Raw genomic sequence first — 19840 nt, 5'->3', positions numbered from 1 at the left:
AAAGCTAACTTTGCTCGTGTCAACCGAAATTAGACCTAAGGGTAAGGGCTGTCAACCTAAAGTAGAATTATAGAAAGAACCGGTAAACCAATTGTAGAACTATCCCGCCAACTGTCAACTTTTTTCAGTACACGTCAGTCATCCATGGAGCCAAAAGACGTGGCGCGAGAATTTTTTCGTTTTGGCGCGAGAACTGAAAAATTTACGCGCCAAAACGAAAAACTTTTGGCGCGAGTTTTCGCCAAAACACGAACCGCAATTCGGCCGTTTCCGGCTCCAGAAAAATTTATTCCGATTTCGCTTGGAATTCGATGTTAATGAGATTGAACTATAGTTTCTGTTTCTATGGTACGGTATTATCATTATTTTTGTGTTCGTTAAAATTAAATTCAGAGGAAATATGAGTAATACACCAAGACTGGAGCTTAATATATACTCTTTTCAAGTTCGATCGTCCAAGCGTGCACAATCAGATCCAATTCCAATAAATCAATTCTTTTCGCGCTTTTCTTCGCGTTGGCAATCACCATTTGTAGGGTTGGTAGAATTATTTATAAAGCAAATTGATAATAAGATATACAAAAAAAAGGTTTGGGGGGCATTTTGTTTGACAAGAAAGTTCGTTCGTCTGAACGTATTTTTGATTTTATGCTCGATGGCGGAACTACTGGATTTATTCAGAGTCTTATAAAACCATCAGGAACTAAAGATGTCATAGACAAGGATGCTGTAGTAGGTCCTAAATTTTTTGTGAGATTGTGGATGCCACATGCTGATTATGGCTTTTTATTTATTCAAAGTTACTCTACACTCTCGATCAAACCCATTATCGAAGAGTTGTTAGATGAAACCTTGAGACATTTAGATTGTCAATTATTGAAAAAGCCGATAGTAAGAACTACAACACAAGAAAGAATAAATCAGTTTCTTGGTACAGCCACGGTGGTTTCAATAACGATATTTGCTCCTAGTTCTCCACATAGCACGAAAGTCGGCGAGATAAAAGATGCTGCGATTCGGATAACTGGAGCTTCAATAGCAAAAACAGTCCTATCTCAAGGAGTTTCGGCGTTAAATAAATTATTTGGTATCTCATATCACCCCTCTAAAGAGACTAGATACCAAATAACCTATGAAAGTGAAGGTAAAGAGCGTTCTTTTCGTACTGATGATCTGATTGATGATAGAGGGAATGTCAAAATAATTCCACCCATTTATTTGCCTCAAAACTGTATAGATGAAAATTCTCACCCTCGATTTGAAGAGTTAGGTCAGTTTGTTGATGTCGAAATGGCAAAATTGAAGGGCGATAGTCCAAGTATATTTCTTGATTGAAAGATATATTCACATATGTTTGGACTATGCAAATCCGCAGAACAAGCTCTTAAATCAACAAGTAAGGGTGTTGTATATTCAGGCAAAGACTTGTTGTTATTCTATTTGGTGCGGTGGATACCTATCTTTTTCTGCTTTGGGCTTTTGTTGTATGGAGTGTGTTTTCGAAAAGAAGACCTTCAAAAATATATATATCCTGCAATTTCTTCCCTCAACACTTTCCTGGGGTTTTCAATGCCATTATTCCTAACCTTATTCTTTGGCCTTCAGGGACAAGTTTCTCTAAAGCTGAAAGAGATTAGGCATAATCAAAATATGACTCCTGAACAGAAAGAAGCCTTGGAACAGAATTATCGTCAGATTGTTAAGATTGTTTCATATATATTATTTGGGGCAGTAGTAGCTGTAGTTGTGCTACTTTTTTCTTTCATTGGCTTTCTCTTCGAGTCTTCTTACGCACTGTACTTTCAAATTTTATATTTGTGGTTGATGCTGTCTATTCTGTGGCACTTTTTTTTCTGTGTTGGGTGTATCTGTGTTAGATATTGGATAATTGTAGATGATGAGGTTGATGTTTCTTAATCTGTAAGATCTACGGATTAAACTCTAGGGTCTCTCGTTAATTTTGGATGGTGAATTTGTATAACTACACTTAAGTGAAGTTTTATGATGGTATTATTAAGGACATCTTCCGCTTGCTTACGAATGTGTAGAGTCCGCGCTATCTCACGAAAACCAATACATTCATATAAAAGCTATACTTTTGCGCTTGAAAAGACTGAAGTAACCGTTTTTCTTCTTGAAAGCGGTGCAAGGGAATCCGGTGCAATTCCGGAGCTGAGCCCTCAGCTGTAATGCTTCGAAGTCACTTCTCCGAACGAGGAGCGATAGGGTGGATGGTCAATCGCGATGGTCACTGTAGTAAGGGGTAGCCCGCTATGGGAAGGCCGACTAAGACCCGATAAGGAGCTGAGCCAGAAGACCTGCTTGAGTAGATTTGTTCTAATAGAACTCCAGGGATTGAGGAGCGTTTAGAAAAGAAGTATGCTGTCGATTTATTGCCCACCCTTGCTTATTTCATGGCTTAGGTAGGTTGAGCGCAATGAGTCGTTCGGCAGTTTTCAGGGTTTTTCGGTTCCGATGGCCTTTTCTTTGCAGTATCCTTGTCCCGCTCTTATGTGACATTTTTAGTAACAGTTATGCGGACAAAAACTATCCTTTTTGCGATTATCTCTCTTATTGCTCTATTGCCGTCTTCTTTGTTGGCTCAGAGCAAAGCCGTTTTAACCGGTAATGTGTCGGATGCCGAAACCGGAGAACCCCTTGCCGGTGCCCGAATCGAAGTCAAACACACCAATATAGTAGCCGGTGCCGATGCCGGCGGACATTTCGAGATCAAGAACCTGCCTGTGGGTCAGCATACTATTATCTGTTCGTTCGGCGGTTATGGACAGAAAGAGGAGGTGGTTGCCATCGAAGCCGGACAGACCAAAACGATCTCTTTTGCGCTGCGACTGCGCACAAACAACTTGGAGGAAGTCGTCGTTACCGGTACCGGTACGCGTTATCGCTTGGCCGATGCGCCTGTGGCAACGGAAGTGCTGACGGCTAAGGAAATAGCTTCTTTCTCGGCTCCCACTTCCGAGACCTTATTGCAGGGACTGAGTCCTTCCTTTGACTTCGGCCCCAATCTGATGGGGTCTTTCATGCAGCTGAACGGCCTTAGCAGCAAGTATATCCTCGTTCTTATCGATGGTAAGCGCGTGTACGGCGACGTAGGCGGTCAGGCCGATTTGAGTCGTATATCTCCTGATCAGATCGAACGGATCGAACTGGTGAAAGGGGCTTCGAGCTCGCTCTACGGATCCGATGCCATCGCCGGCGTGATCAATGTGATCACGAAGAAGAATACGAACCGACTGAGTGCATACACCTCGCACCGTATATCGAAGTACAACGATCGTCAGACCAATACTTCGCTCGATATAAACATCGGTAAGCTGAGCAGCAATACCAACTATTTCTTCTACCATACAGATGGCTGGCAGAATAGTCCGCTCGAAATGAAAAAGAAGAAAGGATCCGGCGAACTGATCTTGGAGGAAACGTATAAGAAGACTTTCCGTGCGCAGGAAAATCAGGGCATAAGCCAATCGCTTTCCTATTATGCAACGAACAATCTGAGCTTTACGGGAAATGTACAGTACAACAAGCGTCAGATCTTCACTCCGACCTTTTCCGAGAAAAAGACCTACGATTTGGATTATCGTGCTTTGACCGCTTCGCTCGGTACCAACTATCTTTTCCCCAATGGCTTGCATACACTCTCTTTCGATGCCGTCTATGATCGCTTCCGTTTTGGATATTTGTATCACGACAAAGACAGCAGCGAGAGCCTGATCAACAACCAAGGTCAGACCGAGCAACCGACATTCTTCCCGGGTCAGCTGCGCAACAAAAACGATCAGATCCGATACACGATGGAGGCTCGCGGTATCTTTACACTGCCTTATGCGCAGAAACTGACCGGCGGTTTGGAGTATTTCCGTGAGGAATTGATCTCTCCCTATAATCTGATTACCGACAAGGCAGACGCTTCCACACTCTCTGCTTATGTGCAGGACGAATGGAAACCGCTCGATTGGTTCAATATGACAGCTGGTTTTCGTCTGGTATACCATCAGGAGTTCGGTACACGAATGACGCCTAAGGTGTCCATGCTCGCCAAGTATGGGCCGCTGAACTTCCGCGCTACGTATGCCAACGGCTATAAGACTCCCACGTTGAAAGAGCTTTTTGCTCGGAACGAACTCAGCACCATGGGTTCGCACAATCTCTATCTCGGCAATGCCGACCTTAAGCCTCAGATGTCGGACTATTATGCTTTGGGCTTGGAGTACAATCAAGGCCCTATCTCACTCAGTGCGACGGTTTATGACAATGAACTTCGCAATCTAATTGCCTATGTGGATATACCGACCTTGCCGGAGCACGCAGCTCAGGGAATCAAGAAAACCAAACAGTATACCAACGTAGGAAAAGCCCGCAGCCGAGGACTTGATGTCCTGTGCGATGCCTCTATCGGCTGGGGCATCAAGCTGGGAGCCGGATACAGCCTCGTGGAAGCTAAGAATCTGGAGACGAATGAGTGGCTGGAAGGAGCTGCCCGCCATCGTGCCAATGTGCATGCCGATTGGGCACGCTACTGGGGTAAGTACAGACTCGGCGTGAGCCTCTTCGGCCGTATCCAGAGCGAGCGTTTCTACAAAGACGGCAATGCTCCGGACTATACCTTGTGGCGACTCTCCACCTCACATCGTTTCACCCATTTCCGCCACATCATACTGGACGGAACGCTGGGTATAGACAATCTCTTCGACTATGTGGACGATCGCCCTATGGGTGTCAATTATGCTACGGTAACGCCGGGGCGTACTTTCTTTGCTCAGATAGCGATTCGATTCAATAACTAATGTCTCACAAATTAATTAACAACAGTGATGAAAAGACTGATTTTAGCGACTTTGGGACTTATGGCCATTGCCATGCTCTCTTGTTCGAACAACAACAAGGATTTGGAGAACAAAGGAGAGGCAACTCTTTTGGTGACGTTCGGTAGCTCCTATAAAGCTCCGCGCGAAACCTATGCGAAGATCGAGAAGACTTTTGCCGCAGCTTATCCCGATCAAAAGATAAGCTGGACATATACGTCTTCTATTATCCGAAAGATACTGGCTCAGCAGGGTATCTATATCGATGCTCCGGATGAGGCTTTGGAGAAATTGGCCCGTCTGGGTTATAAGAAGATTAATGTGCAGAGTCTTCATGTGATTCCCGGTAGAGAATATGATGAGATGCTCGACTTTGTCAATAAGTTCAAGGCAGCACATACCGACATTACGGTGAAGATAGGGACCCCGCTCTTCGATACCGATGAAGATATGCGCGAGGTGGCAGAGATCTTGCACAAGCGTTTTCAGCAGACAATAGAGAAAGGGGAAGCTGTCGTATTCATGGGACACGGTACCGAGCATGCTGCCAATGACAGATATGGTCGTATCAATAAGATCATGAAGAACTATAGCAAGTTTATGATCGTCGGAACCGTCGAGTCCGATCCTTCCATCGAAGATGTTATTGCCGAACTGAAAGAAACCGGTGCCACGGCCGTAACAATGATGCCGCTGATGAGTGTGGCAGGCGACCATGCTACGAATGATATGGCCGGAGATGAGGACGATAGCTGGAAGACGTTGCTGACCAATGCCGGCTACACGGTCTCTATAGACAAGCTGGACAATGGCAATTTTTCAGCTCTTGGAGATATAGAAGAGATCCGTAATATCTGGCTCAAGCATATGAAAGCCGCCTCTGCTCGCTAAGGACGGGCGGATATGCAATGAGACGATCAAGCAATTAAGTCTACGAGAGCATTTATCGAGAAAAAGGACTTGCCGATTTCTCGATGAGTGCTCTTTCTTTTCCACCCAAACAAACCGATGAGACGATATTCTGTCACACTCTTTTTGTCGGCTATTCTCTTTCTGATAGCGGCCGGCTGCAATCGTACCCGTACCCAAGAGCAAAAGGCAACCTCCGCCATATCCTCCGATAGCCTGCGCCCACGGTATGCAGAGGGTTTCCGTCTTGATGCCGGTGAAGGATGTTATCTTCTTTCCATCGAAGATCCGCAGCAGGAGTCGCACAAGGAATATCGCTTCGCTTTGGTGCCGAAAGGGACGCATCCGGCTATTCCTGAAGGATATACAGCCGTGACGATACCGGTAGAGAGGGTGGTGTGTATGACTACGCTCCAGCTTTCCAATTTTATTGCTCTGGAAGCACAGCCCTTGGTGGCAGGAATATCCAGTACCCGATATTTGAGGGACTCTGTCATGAAGGCACAGCTCCAAGACGGTCGTACGCAGAAAATAGGTATCGAGGGAAATTTCGATCGCGAGGTAGTCATGTCGTTGCAGCCGGATTTGATCCTGATTTCCCCTTTCAAGCGTGGGGGATACGATGTGTTGGAGCAGGTATCCGTACCCTTGATACCCCATTTAGGCTATAAAGAGCTGACGCCTCTCGGTCAGGCAGAGTGGGTGAAGCTCATCGGCCTTCTTACGGGACAGTACGACAAGGCTTGTCGTTTCTTTTCGGAGATAGAAACGCGCTACCATGCTTTGACCGGATATGCCGATGAAGTGACCGATCGGCCGATCGTCTTTAGCGGAGAGATGCGCGGAGGCAACTGGTACGCCGTCGGGGGAAAGAGCTATCTGGCACAGCAGATACGCGATGCCGGAGGCGAGTATTTCCTGAAAGACGATCAGCGATCCGGCGGTGTCTCTCTCGACTTCGAGACGGTCTATAGCCGATCCGATTCGGCTCGCTACTGGCGAATCCTCAACAGCTATCCCGGGAAGTTCGGCTACGAAGCATTGAAAGCCGAAGACAGCCGATATGCCGACTTCAGGGCATTCAAGGAAAAAGGCGTGATCTACTGCAACCTGAGAGAAACAGCCTTCTACGAACTCATGCCCATGCATCCCGATTGGGTGCTGGCCGATCTTATCGCTATCTTGCACCCCGGACTGCTTCCCGACCACCAACCGCATTTCTATTATTTGCTCCGATGACATCCGTCAGCCACTTACGTACAATATCTGTCGCAGGTATTCTGGCCGCGCTGGGAGGAGCCGTACTCATTCTCTTCGGGGTCAATCTCTTCCTCGGCTCGGTGGCTATTCCGATGAGCGAGATCTTCCGACATCTTTTTTCGGATCGTCCCGAAGGAGGAGAAGCACTCGTGCACTACAATATCCTGTGGAAGTCCCGCCTGCCCGAAGCTCTCACGGCTGCTTTTGCCGGTGCAGGCCTGTCCGTTAGCGGCTTGCAGATGCAGACCGTCTTTCGCAATCCTTTGGCCGGGCCGTCCGTTCTCGGCATCAGCTCCGGAGCCAGCTTGGGCGTTGCTTTGGTCGTCCTGCTGAGCGGCTCGCTCGGAGGAGTGGCATTGAGCAGCCTGGGCTATATGGGCGAGGTGGCCATGAACATAGCTGCTGCCGTAGGGTCGTTGGCCGTGATGGGACTGATCGTTTTTGTCAGCACCAAGGTGCGCAGCCACGTTACGCTGCTCATTATCGGCGTTATGATCGGATATGTGGCCACTGCCGTCATCGGGGTATTCAAGTTTTTCAGTATCGAAGAGGATATTCGGGCATACGTAATTTGGGGTTTGGGCAGCTTTTCCCGTGCCACGGATTCGCAGCTGAGTTTCTTTGTCATCCTGATGTTGATCTTCATTCCGGCCGGCATGCTCCTTGTCAAGCAGTTGAATCTCTTATTGCTGGGAGAAAGCTATGCGCGCAATCTGGGCCTCAATACTCGTCGGGCACGGCTGCTCGTGATCTCTTCCGCCGGGCTGCTGATCGCTGCCGTCACAGCCTATTGCGGTCCTATCGGCTTTTTGGGGATGGCCGTGCCACACTTGGCACGGGTTATCTTTCACACATCAGACCATCGGATCCTGATGCCTGCTACCTGTCTGATCGGAAGTGCTCTGGCTCTTTTCTGCAATATCATTGCCCGTATGCCGGGATTTGAGGGAGCTTTGCCCGTCAATTCCGTAACGGCTTTGGTGGGAGCACCTATTATCGTCACCGTATTGTTCCGGCGCAGACGCTTCAAGGAAGAAACCGACTGAGACCAACGGCCTCCGCAATCCCCATCCGCAAACGTTATTATCAATGGAGAAATCAATAGAGCTGAGCCGGCTTGCTATCGGGTATCGAACCAAATCCGGAGACCGCATCGTGGCATCCGGCGTGGAAGCTCATCTCCATGCCGGACAATTGACCGCTCTGCTCGGTGTGAACGGTGCCGGCAAGAGTACGCTCATGCGCACGATGGCAGGATTCATGAAGCCCCTGTCTGGGCAAATACATCTACTGGGGCGGTCACTGGATAGCTATAAAGAGATAGAAATAGCCAAGCGTATAGGCGTAGTGCTGACCGATAATTGCCGGATTGCCGGGATGACGGCAGGCGAACTCGTCGCATTGGGGCGTAGCCCTTATACCGGATTCTGGGGCAGATTGCAGAAAGGGGACAGAAAGCTCGTGGCAGAAGCCGTAGAACGTGTGGGAATCGCTCCGCTGATCAATCGCGAACTGACTACGCTCAGCGATGGAGAGAGGCAAAAAGTAGTCATCGCAAAAGCCTTGGCACAGCAGACACCGATCATCTTCCTCGACGAACCGACGGCTTTCCTCGACTATCCCAGCAAGATGGAACTGCTGCGCCTCCTTCGCAGCCTGGCCCACGATACCGGTAGGACTATCTTCCTCTCCACTCATGATCTCGATGCCATATTGCCCATGGCCGATCGCATTTGGCTGCTGGACAAGGAGCGTCCTTTCCGTGAGGGTGCGCCGGCATCTTTGGCCTCTGCGCTCGAAGATTATTTCGGCTATGCCCATTCTTCCCCCACATTCGAGCCGGTATAGCATGCTCTCCGGTGTATAATCCGATAGCTCTCCACCCCCTGATCAAAGCTATCCGGACAGCCCGATCCTCCCTCTTCTCTTCCCTCTTTCGACTATAATGCACCGATGGATAGTTCCTTTCGGTATAGAAATTCATGTCGTTTGGCCTGCCGTCGTGTAGGCAAGGCCGACTTATATCACAAGAGCTATGTCTGTAAAATGGAAAAAGAGTGTGCCAGAACGTCCCGTCCTGACACACCCTTTTTTCAGGTTTGCCACAGTAGTCAATCGGTATTATATCTTTTTCCGAAAGATCGGACTGTGGGTGGATATATAGCCTGCCCCGAATACTTTTGCTGATAATACCGGACGGCTACTGTGACAAGCCGTCAAGCATTACGGGAGATCTCTGTCCCGAAGTGCTTATCGATCACATGCCGGCTGCTACAATCCGCCACCCTGTGAACCCTGTTCGCCGCCACCGTTCGGTGGTGTAGGGCTGTCGGATGTGTTCGTCTGTGAAGAGGCGTCGCTCGCCGCATCTTTCGGATCCTTCACGTAGACGAACCGCAGATTGGGGTCGATCAGCGTCACATTGGTCGTGTGAGTGGACTGATTCACCCGTTTCTCCGGATAGAAAGCTACACGGATGCTGTTGAACTGACGAGGCGATACATCCTCTTTCTTCTCCACACCCTTGCCGCGTGCGTTGGCCGTGATCCGGAAGGAGCCTACTCCGTCCAACACCACACGCGCCCCTGTGGAGAGATAGTCCCGCAGCACGAGTCCCAAGTCATGCAGGATGCCATGTACATCCCCCTCGGATGCACCCGAACGTGCAGCAAGTTCGCGTGCTACTCTTTTGGTATCGATGACGCGGCCCGAAGCCACAGTCTGAGGATACCACACTCTTTTGCCATCTTTATTGGCAACTTTTGATTGCTTGGATACATATCCAATCATAATTAAAATAGATTAAAAAGTTATGGCCGCAATATCGCGGCGCACAAAAGTGTATCGTTTTTTCTTTACGGACAATAGCAGAGACCTTCATTGTTGAAAAGTTTTCCATAATTATTTTGTAATCCGCTGTGAATGAGTGTATTGCGCTTTATGCTTTTCGGCTAAAATTTTCCAAAAACTTTTCTTTTTAATCGGCATAAATCGGGCTAAAAAATCGCTCTAATCAAACTATATAGTTTGGTCTCACCAAAGTATATAGTTTGGTTGAACCAAAGTATATAGTTTAGTTGAACCAAACTATATAGTTTAGTTTTGCCAAAGTATATAGTTTGATTTCGGTGTTGTTTTAGCATGGTTTCATCAGCCCCAAGAGAAGCCTCCGCCCCTCATCCGAAACGCTCGGAACATCACCCCCAATCCTGCATCCCATACCTTATATATATAGTGTCGAAATAGGGTACCCCGATAGAGGCCACCTTTCCTTTCGGTCTCAGCTTCTCCGATATATCTTATAGCCACTTTCCAAGAAAATGATTTTATATTCCCGGTGCTGTAATTAGGAGTCAATTTGTTCTTAATTTAGCATCTGTACAGTGAGAATGATTAAGATATATAAGTCTAACTATTTCTCATTTTTGTGATTTTTGTATTTTTGCGAGACTAGAATTTCTTTAAACTTGAAGACGTCATGGGCAAATTTTCTCTGTTGAATAATTTTAAAGCATATATTATGAGTGCTTTTAAATCGATTTGTAATATAATCAAAAGTGTTTTTGGGGGAAAGAAGAATAATGGACTAATACCTCGATCTGAATGTCTTTTGAATAAAGCTTCTTGTTCTCATGAAGATATGACTCCTCAGAACCAAAAAGTTCTAATATCTAGTATTGAGCTTAAAAATAGTGAGGCTTCTGTAGTGTTTAAGGCTGCTGATGAGAATGATTTGAAAAATCTTTCTAAATTAGATTTAAGCTCAAAGCAAAAAGAATTGTTTTTAGGGACTTTTTCTAGTATAATTGGTGGAGCTTCAAATGTAGCAATTGGATCATTTGCTGCAAATGGACTTTTTAAAGCTACGGTAAATCCAAGTACTTTGATGAAATTGTCTTCAGGTGGAGTAAGTTCTGCCGTGGTAAATAATGGTACTATAGTCCAGCAAGCTGGATTTTTGCCTGCGGGAACGACTTTTTTTACGCCAATGGTCCTTTTTCAAATAACATCATTTGTAACAGGGCAATATTATATGAATGGTATGACTAAGCAGTTAAATGCAGCTCTTGAAAAGTTAGATACGCTAATCGAATTTTATTATAGAGAAAGAATGGCGAAGATAAAACAATCAGTTTCATTGATAAATAAAAATTTATCTAATAAGATCTTTTCTGACGAAGATTTGCAACAAATGAAAGATGTTCATTCTGATTTGTCTATAATAAAAAACGAATTTTTTGAAGACCTGAGTTGTATGGCAAGGGAAATGTCGAAAAAAAATAAGCGCAATCCTTGGAGGAAATTGAAAGCTGCTAAGAGTATTGAAAAAGAGAAAGCAAAATTCATTCATAAAATGGAAATTTTATTGTTTGTTGAAGCCTTATTATATTTGACTAAAGTTACAGAACTATATATGAATATTAATTACATACAGCCAGATATGAATAGACTCAACTGGACGCTTTCTGCACTTATTGAATTATCCACTTTTAGAGAGGATAATTTGTTTTCTAAGGAATTAATCAATTTGCATGAAACTGTCAAGAAAGAAATCTTGGAATACTTGAGTGATTTAGAAAAAGGAGCAATCTTTACTTCTAAAATTCGAGAGATAAAATCAAATTTTGAAAATTCTTTTGTCGATATTGAGGAGCATAAGGATAATTTGTTATCAGAAGCAAAGGAAATACGTAAAAGCACCTTGGTTCGATTTGAGAAAGATAAAATGTTTGTGATTGACTTTAGAAATGGAAATCTCGAACTTTATTCATCAAATGACCAATGACCATGGCGAATGAGTTATGTATGGCTTCTGTTTTTTTGTACATATCGTTTTTAGTTGAAATTACAGAGAAAAATGAATGAAGTACCTGTGATTAGAAAAGGACGCTTGAAGTCTTATTGGAATACAGCTTTTCGAGGAGGCTTTTTTCTCGGATTATTCGTGTTCCTGGCTGCATTGACAAAACAGAGCTTGTTGAATTCCTTGCTCTTCGGCCTGATGATTTGGGCCTTTGTCATTGTACTATGGATCGGTGTAGGATTTACTTCCGAAGAATACTACAAGCGCAAGAAGCAAATAAAGAAGTTGATGTCAGATCAGTATGCCTTTCTGGATCTGCATGGCTTTACGTTGCATGAAGATCTCTATTTCGAGGGTATATATGAAGGCTTCTTCTTTAGAGTTTGCCCTGCGACCGAGTATATCAAGAAAGGATATGCAGGCAAAAAAGCTGTTGAGTATGTAATAATCGAATCCTTTTACAGATTTGCTTCAGAAGCGACAGATACAGATCGTGAGGCGCAAATGTCCGGAGAATATAATTTTGGCGATGTTCATTTCGAAAATCAATGTGCCGGATTTGTGCCTAAAGATTGGGAGAATCCGGATTTCAAAGCAAATTTCGATGCTCTGATAGCCATATTCAAGCGTGAAGGCCTTCTGCCTATAACGAAAGACGACTGGGAGAGTACTTTCGGACAGCATTTGAAGAAAGCTAAGGACGCAAGCAGGAAGAATCCTCAAAGATAAGGCAGTCAGCCCGGAAGAAAAAGAACTGCAACTGAATAGAAGTCAGCTTGTTGATGGAGTTTAAGAGGGAACTATTCATGCCGGTCTCGATAGCAGAGATCAGTTTTTATCTTGTCCCAAAGTGGAGATTCTCGATTCTATATTATCTTTTCAAAACGTTAAATAAACGTAAATATGCATGTTTTTGCCCCGAATAATATGTTGTTTAACATAAAGTATTATATTTGTAGTGTGTTTTTCATGGTATTAGATTTTAAGGTTAATTGGAGAGCGAGCCGTCGTGAGACGTTTCGCTCTCGTATTTTTTATGCAGGTCTTTATCGGTCTAACCTTGTCTTTTACAGCACCTTTTTGTCCCTTTAAGAGAGTTTCCCTAATCGGTTGGAACCGTTGCTGATAGGAGCGAAAATAAAATAGGCCCCCCTTTGTAAGCAAGGAGAGCCTATCTTTCGAATCGCCTTTGTCGTTAGAGCTTTATCGGTGCAAAGGATAAAGCTCTCTTCTTTGTCTCTTTCAGACTCAGATCATTTTTCAAACAGCAGCGATCAGTCGAGCAAAGATCGCTCCCATCTTTTCGGATGCGGCATTGGCTGCACGGATCACATCCTGCTCATCATTGACGAAGTCGTCGGCAAAGTGGTAGCCTTCATTCGTGATTACGGACATTCCGAAAACACGAATACCCGTATGGCGTGCTACGATTACTTCCGGTACCGTACTCATACCGATGGCATCGCCACCCACTTGTCCCCAGAACTTGTATTCGGCAGGCGTTTCGTAGGAAGGGCCTGTAAGACCCACATACACACCTTCTTTGACCGGGATATTCAGTTCTTGAGCTATGCCTTTGGCTTTGGCGATGAACTCTCGGTCATAAGCTCGTGTCATATCCGGGAAGCGAACGCCGAACATATCCATATTAGGCCCGATCAGCGGATTGGGCAGGTTGTTGATATGATCGCAAATGATCATCAGGTCTCCCACCTGGAAGGAGGTGTTGATGCCACCGGCAGCATTCGACACGAAAAGATTTTCTATGCCCAATAGCTTCATAACCCTGATGGGGAACGTCACCTGATCCATCGAATATCCTTCGTAATAATGGAAACGACCCTGCATGGCAACGACCGGAGTACCCCCTAAGATCCCTCCGATGATATTACCCTTGTGCCCTACAGCCGTAGCTTGGGCGAAATGCGGTATCTCATTGTAGGGGATGACGGTCTTGTCTTCGATTTTCTCGGCCAGTTCACCTAAGCCGCTACCCAGTATTATAGCCGTTTTGGCATCGCCCGGCAGACGAGAGGACAGGAAAGATGCTGCCTCGTGGTAATGCTGTTCTTGGAGTTTCATTATGTGATATGTTTATATTTTCATTCGTGTTTTTTGTGGGCTTTGGCCATCAGTCTGTATGCTGCCTCGGCAGCACCTGCCAATATGGCTTCCTCTCCGGGTACTTTACGTCCGCGCATCAGGATCTTCCCATCTACAATAGTCGTATCCACTGCACTGCCGTTGGCAGAATAAACCAAGTTGGATATGAAGTTGTGGCAGGGAGTCATCTCCGGAATGTCCAGACGTACCAGACACAGATCTGCCAAGCGTCCCGGAGCTATGACTCCGGCATCCGTTCCCATGATTCTGGCTCCATCTATTGTAGCACTTTCGTATATATCCGTCGCTTTCACTGCCGTAGCATCCGAACGCCAGGCTTTGCCGAGAAAGGCGGCCAGCTTCATGGCAATGACCATATCCAAATTGTTGGAGGAGGAGCATCCATCGGTACCAAGTCCTATGACTATTCCGCGCTTGCGCATCTCGTCATAGTGGAAGCGATAGCCGGAAGCTAATTTCATATTCGATGCAGGATTGTGTACCACCTTACAGCCGTGAGCGGCCAGCAAGTCCATTTCCTCATCATCCAGCCAGATGCTATGAGCCAAGATTAGTTGAGGCGATAGTACGCCCAGTTTGTGTAAATATCTGACAGGAGTGGTACCGAACTTGGCGATGCAGTCTTGGACTTCTCCTTCTGTCTCGGACAGGTGTAGGTGTATCAGCACATTTTTCTCATTCGCAAAGCAATGGCAGAATTGTAATTGCTCTCCGCTTACGGTATAAATGGCATGAGGCCCTACGGAAAATTGGATCCTGTCGCTATAGGAGCGGAATTCTTCGTGCAGACTGTAGCAACGCTCTCGGTCAATACGGGCACGTTCCTGATCTCCTCTGTCGAAGAGCGTGGACGACAGTACGGCACGTAATCCCATCTCCTCCACGGCTCGCGCTGTGGCAAGGGTATGAGCGTACATGTCGAGGAAAGCTGTCGTGCCGCTCTTGATCATCTCCAGACAGGCCAACTTCGAACCCCAGTAGACATCTTCCTCTGTCATCTGTGCTTCCACCGGCCATATCCAGTTCTCAAGCCAATCCATCAGTCTCAGGTCATCGCCGTAGCCCCGGAAGATAGTCATGGCCGAATGGGTATGACAGTTTTGCAATCCGGGTATAACGGCCATGGAAGAGGCATCAATAATTTCGTCGGCATGGCCGTCAATCGTAGGAGCGACCTCCGCAATGCGGTTGCCCTCGATCCTAATATCCTGACGGATACCTTCCAGCACTGCCTGTTTTATCAATATGCCCAATGCAGTATTCTTTTAATGAAAGAGGGTGCAACAGGATTTCCTTTCGCCCTGTATGCACCCTCTACGGTTTTTTCTTACTTGTATATGCGGTAAAACTCGGCTACCGATTCGATTCCCTTACGGAAGATGTCCAGCGGCATATTCTCGTTCGGCGAGTGAATGGCGTTGCTTTCCAATCCGAATCCCATCAGCACGGTCTTCAGTCCCAATACTTTCTCGAATGTAGCAATGATAGGAATGCTGCCACCCCGACGAACGGCGAGCGGTCTTTTGCCGAATGCGATGGCACAAGCCTCCTCGGCAGCTTTATAGGCAGGCAGATCGATGGGGCAGAGGTATGCTTCCCCGCCATGTAGGGGAGTCACTTTCACTTTGATATGCTTAGGTGCCACCGACCGGATGTAGTCGATGAACATTTGGGATATTTTCTCGTGATCCTGATTGGCCACCAATCGTGACGATACTTTGGCGTAAGCCTTCGAAGGCAATACCGTTTTGGCACCTTCTCCCGTATAGCCACCCCAGATGCCGCAAACGTCGAATGACGGGCGACAGCTGTTCCGCTCGAGTGTGCTGTATCCGACTTCCCCAAATACGGCGTCTATGTCCAGTGCCTGGCAGTATTTTTCTTCGGAGAAAGGTACCTGTGCGATCATTCGACGCTCTTCATCCGATAGCGGTACTACATCATCGTAGAAATGGGGGATCGTGATACGGCCGTTCTCGTCCACGATGCCTGCAATGAGTTTGCATAGCTCGTTTATCGGATTGGCCACGGCACCTCCGAAGTGTCCGGAGTGCAAATCCCTGTTGGGGCCGGTCACCTCCATTTCCCAATATGCCAGTCCGCGCAGACCGGTCGTCAGTGATGGGGTCTCGGCACTTACCATACTCGTATCGGATACGATGATCACATCCGCCGATAGCATCTCCTTGTGTGCGAGGCAGAATGCTTCCAGATTGGTAGAGCCTATCTCCTCCTCACCTTCGAAGAGGAACTTCACATTGCACTGTACCAAACCCAGAGTCAAAGCCGTCTCGAATCCTTTCACCTGGATCATGCCCTGCCCTTTGTCATCGTCGGCTCCGCGCGCCCAGATATGGCCGTCACGAATTACCGGCTCGAACGGTTCGCTCTTCCAAAGCTCCAAAGGCTCGGGAGGCATCACATCGTAATGTGCATAGACGAGTATGGTTTTGGCTTTCGGATCTATTATTCGTTCCGCATAGACGACCGGATTGCCCGGTGTCTGGAATACTTCTGCTTTCTGTGCCCCTACCTGTAGGAGATGGTCGCGCCAGTGTTCGGCACAACGCTGCATATCGGGTTTATGTTCGCTTTTTGCACTCACCGAGGGGATGCGAATCAGGGCAAAAAGATCTTCCAGAAAGCGTGCCTCATTTTCGCGGATATAGTCTCTGATATTCATGATTATGATTGATTTTTCGTTCCCGTCAAAGATAGGAACTTTTCATATACATTTGCACAAACTAATTAATAGCCGGTTTATAACCCTATCCGATTCGGGATTATTAATGGCCAAAGATTTTAGGATTTTGCCTCATCGGTAGTCATTTTCTAATTATGAAGAGGGTAGTGTGTACAGCCGACTCATAGCATAGAAAGTCTCTCTTCACGTAGGATTATGGACACAATAGTTCTTTGGCTCCGCGAAGTTTTCCTCGAGCCGTCGGTTACGCAGACGATCATTATCCTCAGTCTCGTATGCGCTTTGGGCTTGCAGTTGGGCAAGCTTCGTATCGGTACTATCTCGCTTGGCATCACTTTCGTCTTTTTTGTCGGGATTTTGGCTTCTCATTTCGGCGTTACTACCGATCCCGTGATGCTCACTTTTGCGCAGAACTTCGGCCTTGTAATCTTTGTCTATGCGCTGGGTTTGCAGGTAGGCCCGTCTTTTTTCCCTTCGCTCAAGAAGGGGGGGATTGCCCAAAATCTTATCTCCTTGGGATTAGTCCTGGTCACATTCCTCCTGTGCATCCTCCTTTATTATATCCTTGGCATTTCCATGCCCAATCTGATGGGTATCGTGGCCGGTGCCACTACCAATACTCCTGCTTTGGGTGCAGCCCAAACGACCCTCCATCAGATCAATCCCGATGCCATGGCCGAGATGACCGAAATGGCTCTGGCTTGTGCCGTTACCTATCCTTTGGGCGTTGTGGGTGTTATTATTGCTTTGGCCATGCTGAAAGTTATGATGCCGAAGGTCGAGGAACGAGACGATTCGGAGGCTCCCAAAGCTTTCTTCTCCGAGTATGAAATCTGCAATCCTGCTTTGGATGGCAAAAGCGTTCGCGAAGTAGCCTTGCTGCTCAAGCGTCCTTTCGTCATTACACGGGTCTGGCACAACGGTAAAGTCGAGATCCCTACCTCCGATATGATCCTCTATCTGGGCGATCATATCTTGGCTGTTTCGGGCGAGCAGGATACTTCGCAGCTCGAAATTCTCTTCGGCAAAAGGGAAATGAAGGACTGGAACCGTCCCGATATCGATTGGAACAGTGTAGACAAACAGCTTGTATCGCGCCGGTTGGTCATAACCCGCCCTAAGCTCAACGGCGTACGCCTCGGTACACTGAAAATCCGTAATCTGTATGGCGTCAATATCAGCCGTGTAGACAGAGCCGGAGTCGAATTGCTGCCGGATAGAGATCTTCATCTGCAGTTGGGCGACCGCCTGACTGTCGTTGGCGAAGGTAAGGCGGTAGAGCGCGTGGCCGAGATTTTGGGTGATGAAGTCAAACAGTTGGACAATCCCCATTTGACTACTCTGTTCGGAGGCCTTGTCCTCGGATGTGTTTTCGGCATGATTCCCTTCTATCTGCCCGGTGTCAGCATGCCTATCAAGTTGGGATTAGCCGGTGGCCCTATCATTATCGGTATTCTGATGGGAGCATTCGGGCCACGCTTCCACCTGACCACATATGTAACCAACAGCGCCAATCTCCTCCTGCGCCAATTCGGTATCATCCTCTACCTCGGAGGACTTGGATTGGCCAGTGGAGCCAATTTCTTCGATACCATTGTCCACGGGGATGGTTTGCTTTGGGTCGGAGTCGGCTTTTTGATCACGATGTTTCCAACGCTATTGGTTGGCTGGGCTTCTATCAAGTTGCTCCGCAACAGGTACGATGGTACAGCCGGTATGATATGCGGTAGTACAGCCAATCCGATGGCTCTCGACTATGTGAATAGTCAGCTCAAAGGTGACGGAGCTTCTGTGGCATACGCCACCGTGTATCCGCTTTCGATGTTTGTCCGCATCATCTTCGCACAAATCATGATCCTCATCTTTGCGTAGGCTCGCTTGTGATTGAAGCCGAAGCGTATGCAGGTATGATTTCTTGCTTCCTTATATTGAGCAGATATTATGCCCCATTGCTGTCGTATCAGCTTATGTCTATGCCTTTGGAAAAAGTATTACCCGTAAAGAATTTGTCCTAATTCCAACCCAAGGTCAGATAAGAGTTGTTCTTCATCCGAATCCAAAAAGATTCTATCACATATGCTTCCTTCCTGTTTATCCACAAAATGAAACATAGTTGTCGCCTCATCTTCAGTAAGGATTATTTCTATTTTGTCATTGTTCTTATATACTTCCATTGTTCGATGTCTGTTATTTCAGTACGGAGTTTTATTCTATTTGTAATGATTTTAACGCAAAAATAGTTATACGGGTTGAATTTCGATGGATTCAGTCAAGGAAAAAGTTTTCAACAACGAAGGACATTTTGCGATTTATATATAAAACGGATTCTGTGTTTCTTCGATAAAGGCTTTGTAGCACTTTAGTTTCGCGCAAAAGCAAGGCTGAAATCCGATTATTCGGAGTTCTCGGAATGATTTATATATAAAGCGTTTTCGATTTGTATATAAATCGATTTCTATTTATATATTAATCGTTTTCATTTTATATATAAATCGAAAACGTTTTATATATAGATCGTCAGTCGTTCGATGGGGAAAAGAAAGCGAGGAAACTTTTCTTGAAAGCATAAAAAAGCAAAGCACCCGCCGAAGTTCCTGTCGAACTCCGAGCGGGTGCTTTGCTTTTTGTCGTGTGGGAGAGGTTCCCTTGTCAGCTTTATTCTTTTACTCTACCGATGTAGGAGCCGTCGCGGGTATCCACTTCGATGATTTCTCCCTCCTGAATGAAGAGGGGTACGCGTACTTCTGCTCCCGTCTCCACGGTCGCAGGCTTCAACGTGTTGGTGGCGGTGTCGCCCTTGAGTCCCGGCTCGGTGTAGGTCACGCGCAGCTTAACGTGCGGAGGCAGTTCGCAGGTGAGTACCGTTTCGCTGGCGGCATGTACCATGGCTTCTACCATATCGCCGTCTTTGAGGAACTGAACGCCGTCGATGCTTGCACCGGGTATGGTGATTTGCTCGAACGTCTCGGGGTGCATGAAGTTGTATCCCATCTCATCCTGATAGAGGTACTGATAGGGACGTCGTTCTATTCTGACTTCTTCGACCTTGACGCCACTGTTCCAGGTCTTATCGAGGATACGTCCTGTAGCGACGTTCTTGAGTTTGGTACGGACGAAAGCCGGGCCTTTGCCGGGCTTGACGTGAAGGAATTCGACGATGAAGTAGTACTGTCCCTCTATTTCGAGACACATGCCGTTGCGAAAGTCTGCAGT

General features: G+C 46.6%; 18 protein-coding genes and 1 riboswitch. Of the genes, 11 read left to right on the top strand and 7 right to left on the bottom strand.

Translation table 11 applies throughout. The features are described from left to right. Positions 1–138: 138 nt before the first annotated feature. On the bottom strand, positions 139–213 hold the full coding sequence (locus HQ50_RS12325) for a DUF1661 domain-containing protein (RefSeq protein WP_235314691.1): 75 nt from the start codon (positions 211–213) through the stop codon (positions 139–141). On the opposite strand from HQ50_RS12325, the gene HQ50_RS12730 reads away from it, so the two are divergent. The 8 genes from HQ50_RS12730 (at position 182) to HQ50_RS09965 (ending at position 8843) form a co-directional block, all read left to right on the top strand. Then, positions 182–334, top strand: coding sequence for a DUF1661 domain-containing protein (locus HQ50_RS12730; protein WP_152566940.1), 153 nt, complete (start codon positions 182–184; stop codon positions 332–334). The two genes, HQ50_RS12325 and HQ50_RS12730, sit on opposite strands and share 32 nt — an antisense overlap. 269 nt (positions 335–603) lie before the next feature. After that, positions 604–1335: a hypothetical protein gene (locus tag HQ50_RS09995; RefSeq protein WP_152566939.1), complete on the top strand. Its 732-nt coding sequence runs from the start codon at positions 604–606 to the stop codon at positions 1333–1335. A 15-nt stretch (positions 1336–1350) separates the two neighbouring features. Further along, positions 1351–1917: a hypothetical protein gene (locus HQ50_RS09990; protein WP_039430226.1), complete on the top strand. Its 567-nt coding sequence runs from the start codon at positions 1351–1353 to the stop codon at positions 1915–1917. 182 nt (positions 1918–2099) lie between these two features. Continuing rightward, positions 2100–2341: riboswitch (cobalamin riboswitch) on the top strand. A gap of 193 nt (positions 2342–2534) precedes the next feature. Further along, entirely contained in the window at positions 2535–4808 is a 2274-nt protein-coding gene (locus HQ50_RS09985; protein ID WP_039430222.1) for a TonB-dependent receptor, read from the top strand. A gap of 27 nt (positions 4809–4835) precedes the next feature. Then, a complete protein-coding gene (locus HQ50_RS09980; RefSeq protein ID WP_039422857.1) occupies positions 4836–5717 on the top strand; it encodes a sirohydrochlorin cobaltochelatase in 882 nt (293 codons plus the stop codon). A 117-nt stretch (positions 5718–5834) separates the two neighbouring features. Further along, positions 5835–6974, top strand: coding sequence for an ABC transporter substrate-binding protein (locus HQ50_RS09975; RefSeq protein ID WP_039418431.1), 1140 nt, complete (start codon positions 5835–5837; stop codon positions 6972–6974). Further along, positions 6971–8041, top strand: coding sequence for an iron ABC transporter permease (locus HQ50_RS09970; RefSeq protein ID WP_018965916.1), 1071 nt, complete (start codon positions 6971–6973; stop codon positions 8039–8041). Before HQ50_RS09975 ends, HQ50_RS09970 begins: the two co-directional genes overlap by 4 nt. A gap of 43 nt (positions 8042–8084) precedes the next feature. After that, entirely contained in the window at positions 8085–8843 is a 759-nt protein-coding gene (locus tag HQ50_RS09965) for an ABC transporter ATP-binding protein (protein WP_039430220.1), read from the top strand. A gap of 423 nt (positions 8844–9266) precedes the next feature. Here the strand turns inward: HQ50_RS09965 and HQ50_RS09960 are convergent, their stop codons facing one another. Further along, positions 9267–9785 (bottom strand): HU family DNA-binding protein, encoded by a 519-nt coding sequence (locus HQ50_RS09960; RefSeq protein ID WP_039418437.1) that lies wholly within the window; start codon positions 9783–9785, stop codon positions 9267–9269. A gap of 730 nt (positions 9786–10515) precedes the next feature. Between HQ50_RS09960 and HQ50_RS09955 the strand changes: the two genes are divergently transcribed. Further along, positions 10516–11781: a hypothetical protein gene (locus tag HQ50_RS09955; protein ID WP_235318009.1), complete on the top strand. Its 1266-nt coding sequence runs from the start codon at positions 10516–10518 to the stop codon at positions 11779–11781. A gap of 72 nt (positions 11782–11853) precedes the next feature. Next, on the top strand, positions 11854–12528 hold the full coding sequence (locus HQ50_RS09950; RefSeq protein WP_039430218.1) for a hypothetical protein: 675 nt from the start codon (positions 11854–11856) through the stop codon (positions 12526–12528). Positions 12529–13059: 531 nt separating this feature from the next. Here HQ50_RS09950 and HQ50_RS09945 read toward each other — a convergent pair. The 3 genes from HQ50_RS09945 to HQ50_RS09935 all read right to left on the bottom strand — a co-directional run bounded on the left by HQ50_RS09945 (position 13060) and on the right by HQ50_RS09935 (position 16606). Further along, complete coding sequence (locus tag HQ50_RS09945; protein WP_039430216.1) at positions 13060–13881, bottom strand: purine nucleoside phosphorylase I, inosine and guanosine-specific; 822 nt, start codon at positions 13879–13881, stop codon at positions 13060–13062. 20 nt (positions 13882–13901) lie between these two features. Beyond that, on the bottom strand, positions 13902–15176 hold the full coding sequence (locus tag HQ50_RS09940) for an amidohydrolase (RefSeq protein ID WP_039430213.1): 1275 nt from the start codon (positions 15174–15176) through the stop codon (positions 13902–13904). 74 nt (positions 15177–15250) lie between these two features. Further along, complete coding sequence (locus HQ50_RS09935; protein ID WP_039418443.1) at positions 15251–16606, bottom strand: dipeptidase; 1356 nt, start codon at positions 16604–16606, stop codon at positions 15251–15253. A gap of 216 nt (positions 16607–16822) precedes the next feature. Between HQ50_RS09935 and HQ50_RS09930 the strand changes: the two genes are divergently transcribed. Further along, positions 16823–18499, top strand: coding sequence for a putative transporter (locus HQ50_RS09930; RefSeq protein WP_039430211.1), 1677 nt, complete (start codon positions 16823–16825; stop codon positions 18497–18499). A 119-nt stretch (positions 18500–18618) separates the two neighbouring features. Here HQ50_RS09930 and HQ50_RS09925 read toward each other — a convergent pair whose 3' ends face one another. Then, complete coding sequence (locus HQ50_RS09925; protein ID WP_039418445.1) at positions 18619–18801, bottom strand: hypothetical protein; 183 nt, start codon at positions 18799–18801, stop codon at positions 18619–18621. 481 nt (positions 18802–19282) lie between these two features. Beyond that, a partial coding sequence (gene efp, locus HQ50_RS09920) for an elongation factor P (protein WP_235318007.1) occupies positions 19283–19840 on the bottom strand: 558 nt, incomplete at its 5' end.

The sequence above is a fragment of the Porphyromonas sp. COT-052 OH4946 genome (genome assembly GCF_000765965.1).
Classification (GTDB): domain Bacteria; phylum Bacteroidota; class Bacteroidia; order Bacteroidales; family Porphyromonadaceae; genus Porphyromonas; species Porphyromonas gulae.
This window is presented reverse-complemented; position numbering and strand designations above follow the sequence as displayed.

What these genes read in the sequence shown, in the direction of transcription:
- HQ50_RS09990 (WP_039430226.1), top strand. Translation starts at nt 1,351, where the DNA reads ATGTTTGGACTATGCAAATCCGCAGAACAAGCTCTTAAATCAACAAGT.
- HQ50_RS09985 (WP_039430222.1), top strand. Translation starts at nt 2,535, where the DNA reads ATGCGGACAAAAACTATCCTTTTTGCGATTATCTCTCTTATTGCTCTA.
- HQ50_RS09980 (WP_039422857.1), top strand. Translation starts at nt 4,836, where the DNA reads ATGAAAAGACTGATTTTAGCGACTTTGGGACTTATGGCCATTGCCATG.
- HQ50_RS09975 (WP_039418431.1), top strand. Translation starts at nt 5,835, where the DNA reads ATGAGACGATATTCTGTCACACTCTTTTTGTCGGCTATTCTCTTTCTG.
- HQ50_RS09970 (WP_018965916.1), top strand. Translation starts at nt 6,971, where the DNA reads ATGACATCCGTCAGCCACTTACGTACAATATCTGTCGCAGGTATTCTG.
- HQ50_RS09965 (WP_039430220.1), top strand. Translation starts at nt 8,085, where the DNA reads ATGGAGAAATCAATAGAGCTGAGCCGGCTTGCTATCGGGTATCGAACC.
- HQ50_RS09960 (WP_039418437.1), bottom strand. Translation starts at nt 9,785, where the DNA reads ATGATTGGATATGTATCCAAGCAATCAAAAGTTGCCAATAAAGATGGC.
- HQ50_RS09955 (WP_235318009.1), top strand. Translation starts at nt 10,516, where the DNA reads ATGAGTGCTTTTAAATCGATTTGTAATATAATCAAAAGTGTTTTTGGG.
- HQ50_RS09950 (WP_039430218.1), top strand. Translation starts at nt 11,854, where the DNA reads ATGAATGAAGTACCTGTGATTAGAAAAGGACGCTTGAAGTCTTATTGG.
- HQ50_RS09945 (WP_039430216.1), bottom strand. Translation starts at nt 13,881, where the DNA reads ATGAAACTCCAAGAACAGCATTACCACGAGGCAGCATCTTTCCTGTCC.
- HQ50_RS09935 (WP_039418443.1), bottom strand. Translation starts at nt 16,606, where the DNA reads ATGAATATCAGAGACTATATCCGCGAAAATGAGGCACGCTTTCTGGAA.
- HQ50_RS09930 (WP_039430211.1), top strand. Translation starts at nt 16,823, where the DNA reads ATGGACACAATAGTTCTTTGGCTCCGCGAAGTTTTCCTCGAGCCGTCG.
- HQ50_RS09925 (WP_039418445.1), bottom strand. Translation starts at nt 18,801, where the DNA reads ATGGAAGTATATAAGAACAATGACAAAATAGAAATAATCCTTACTGAA.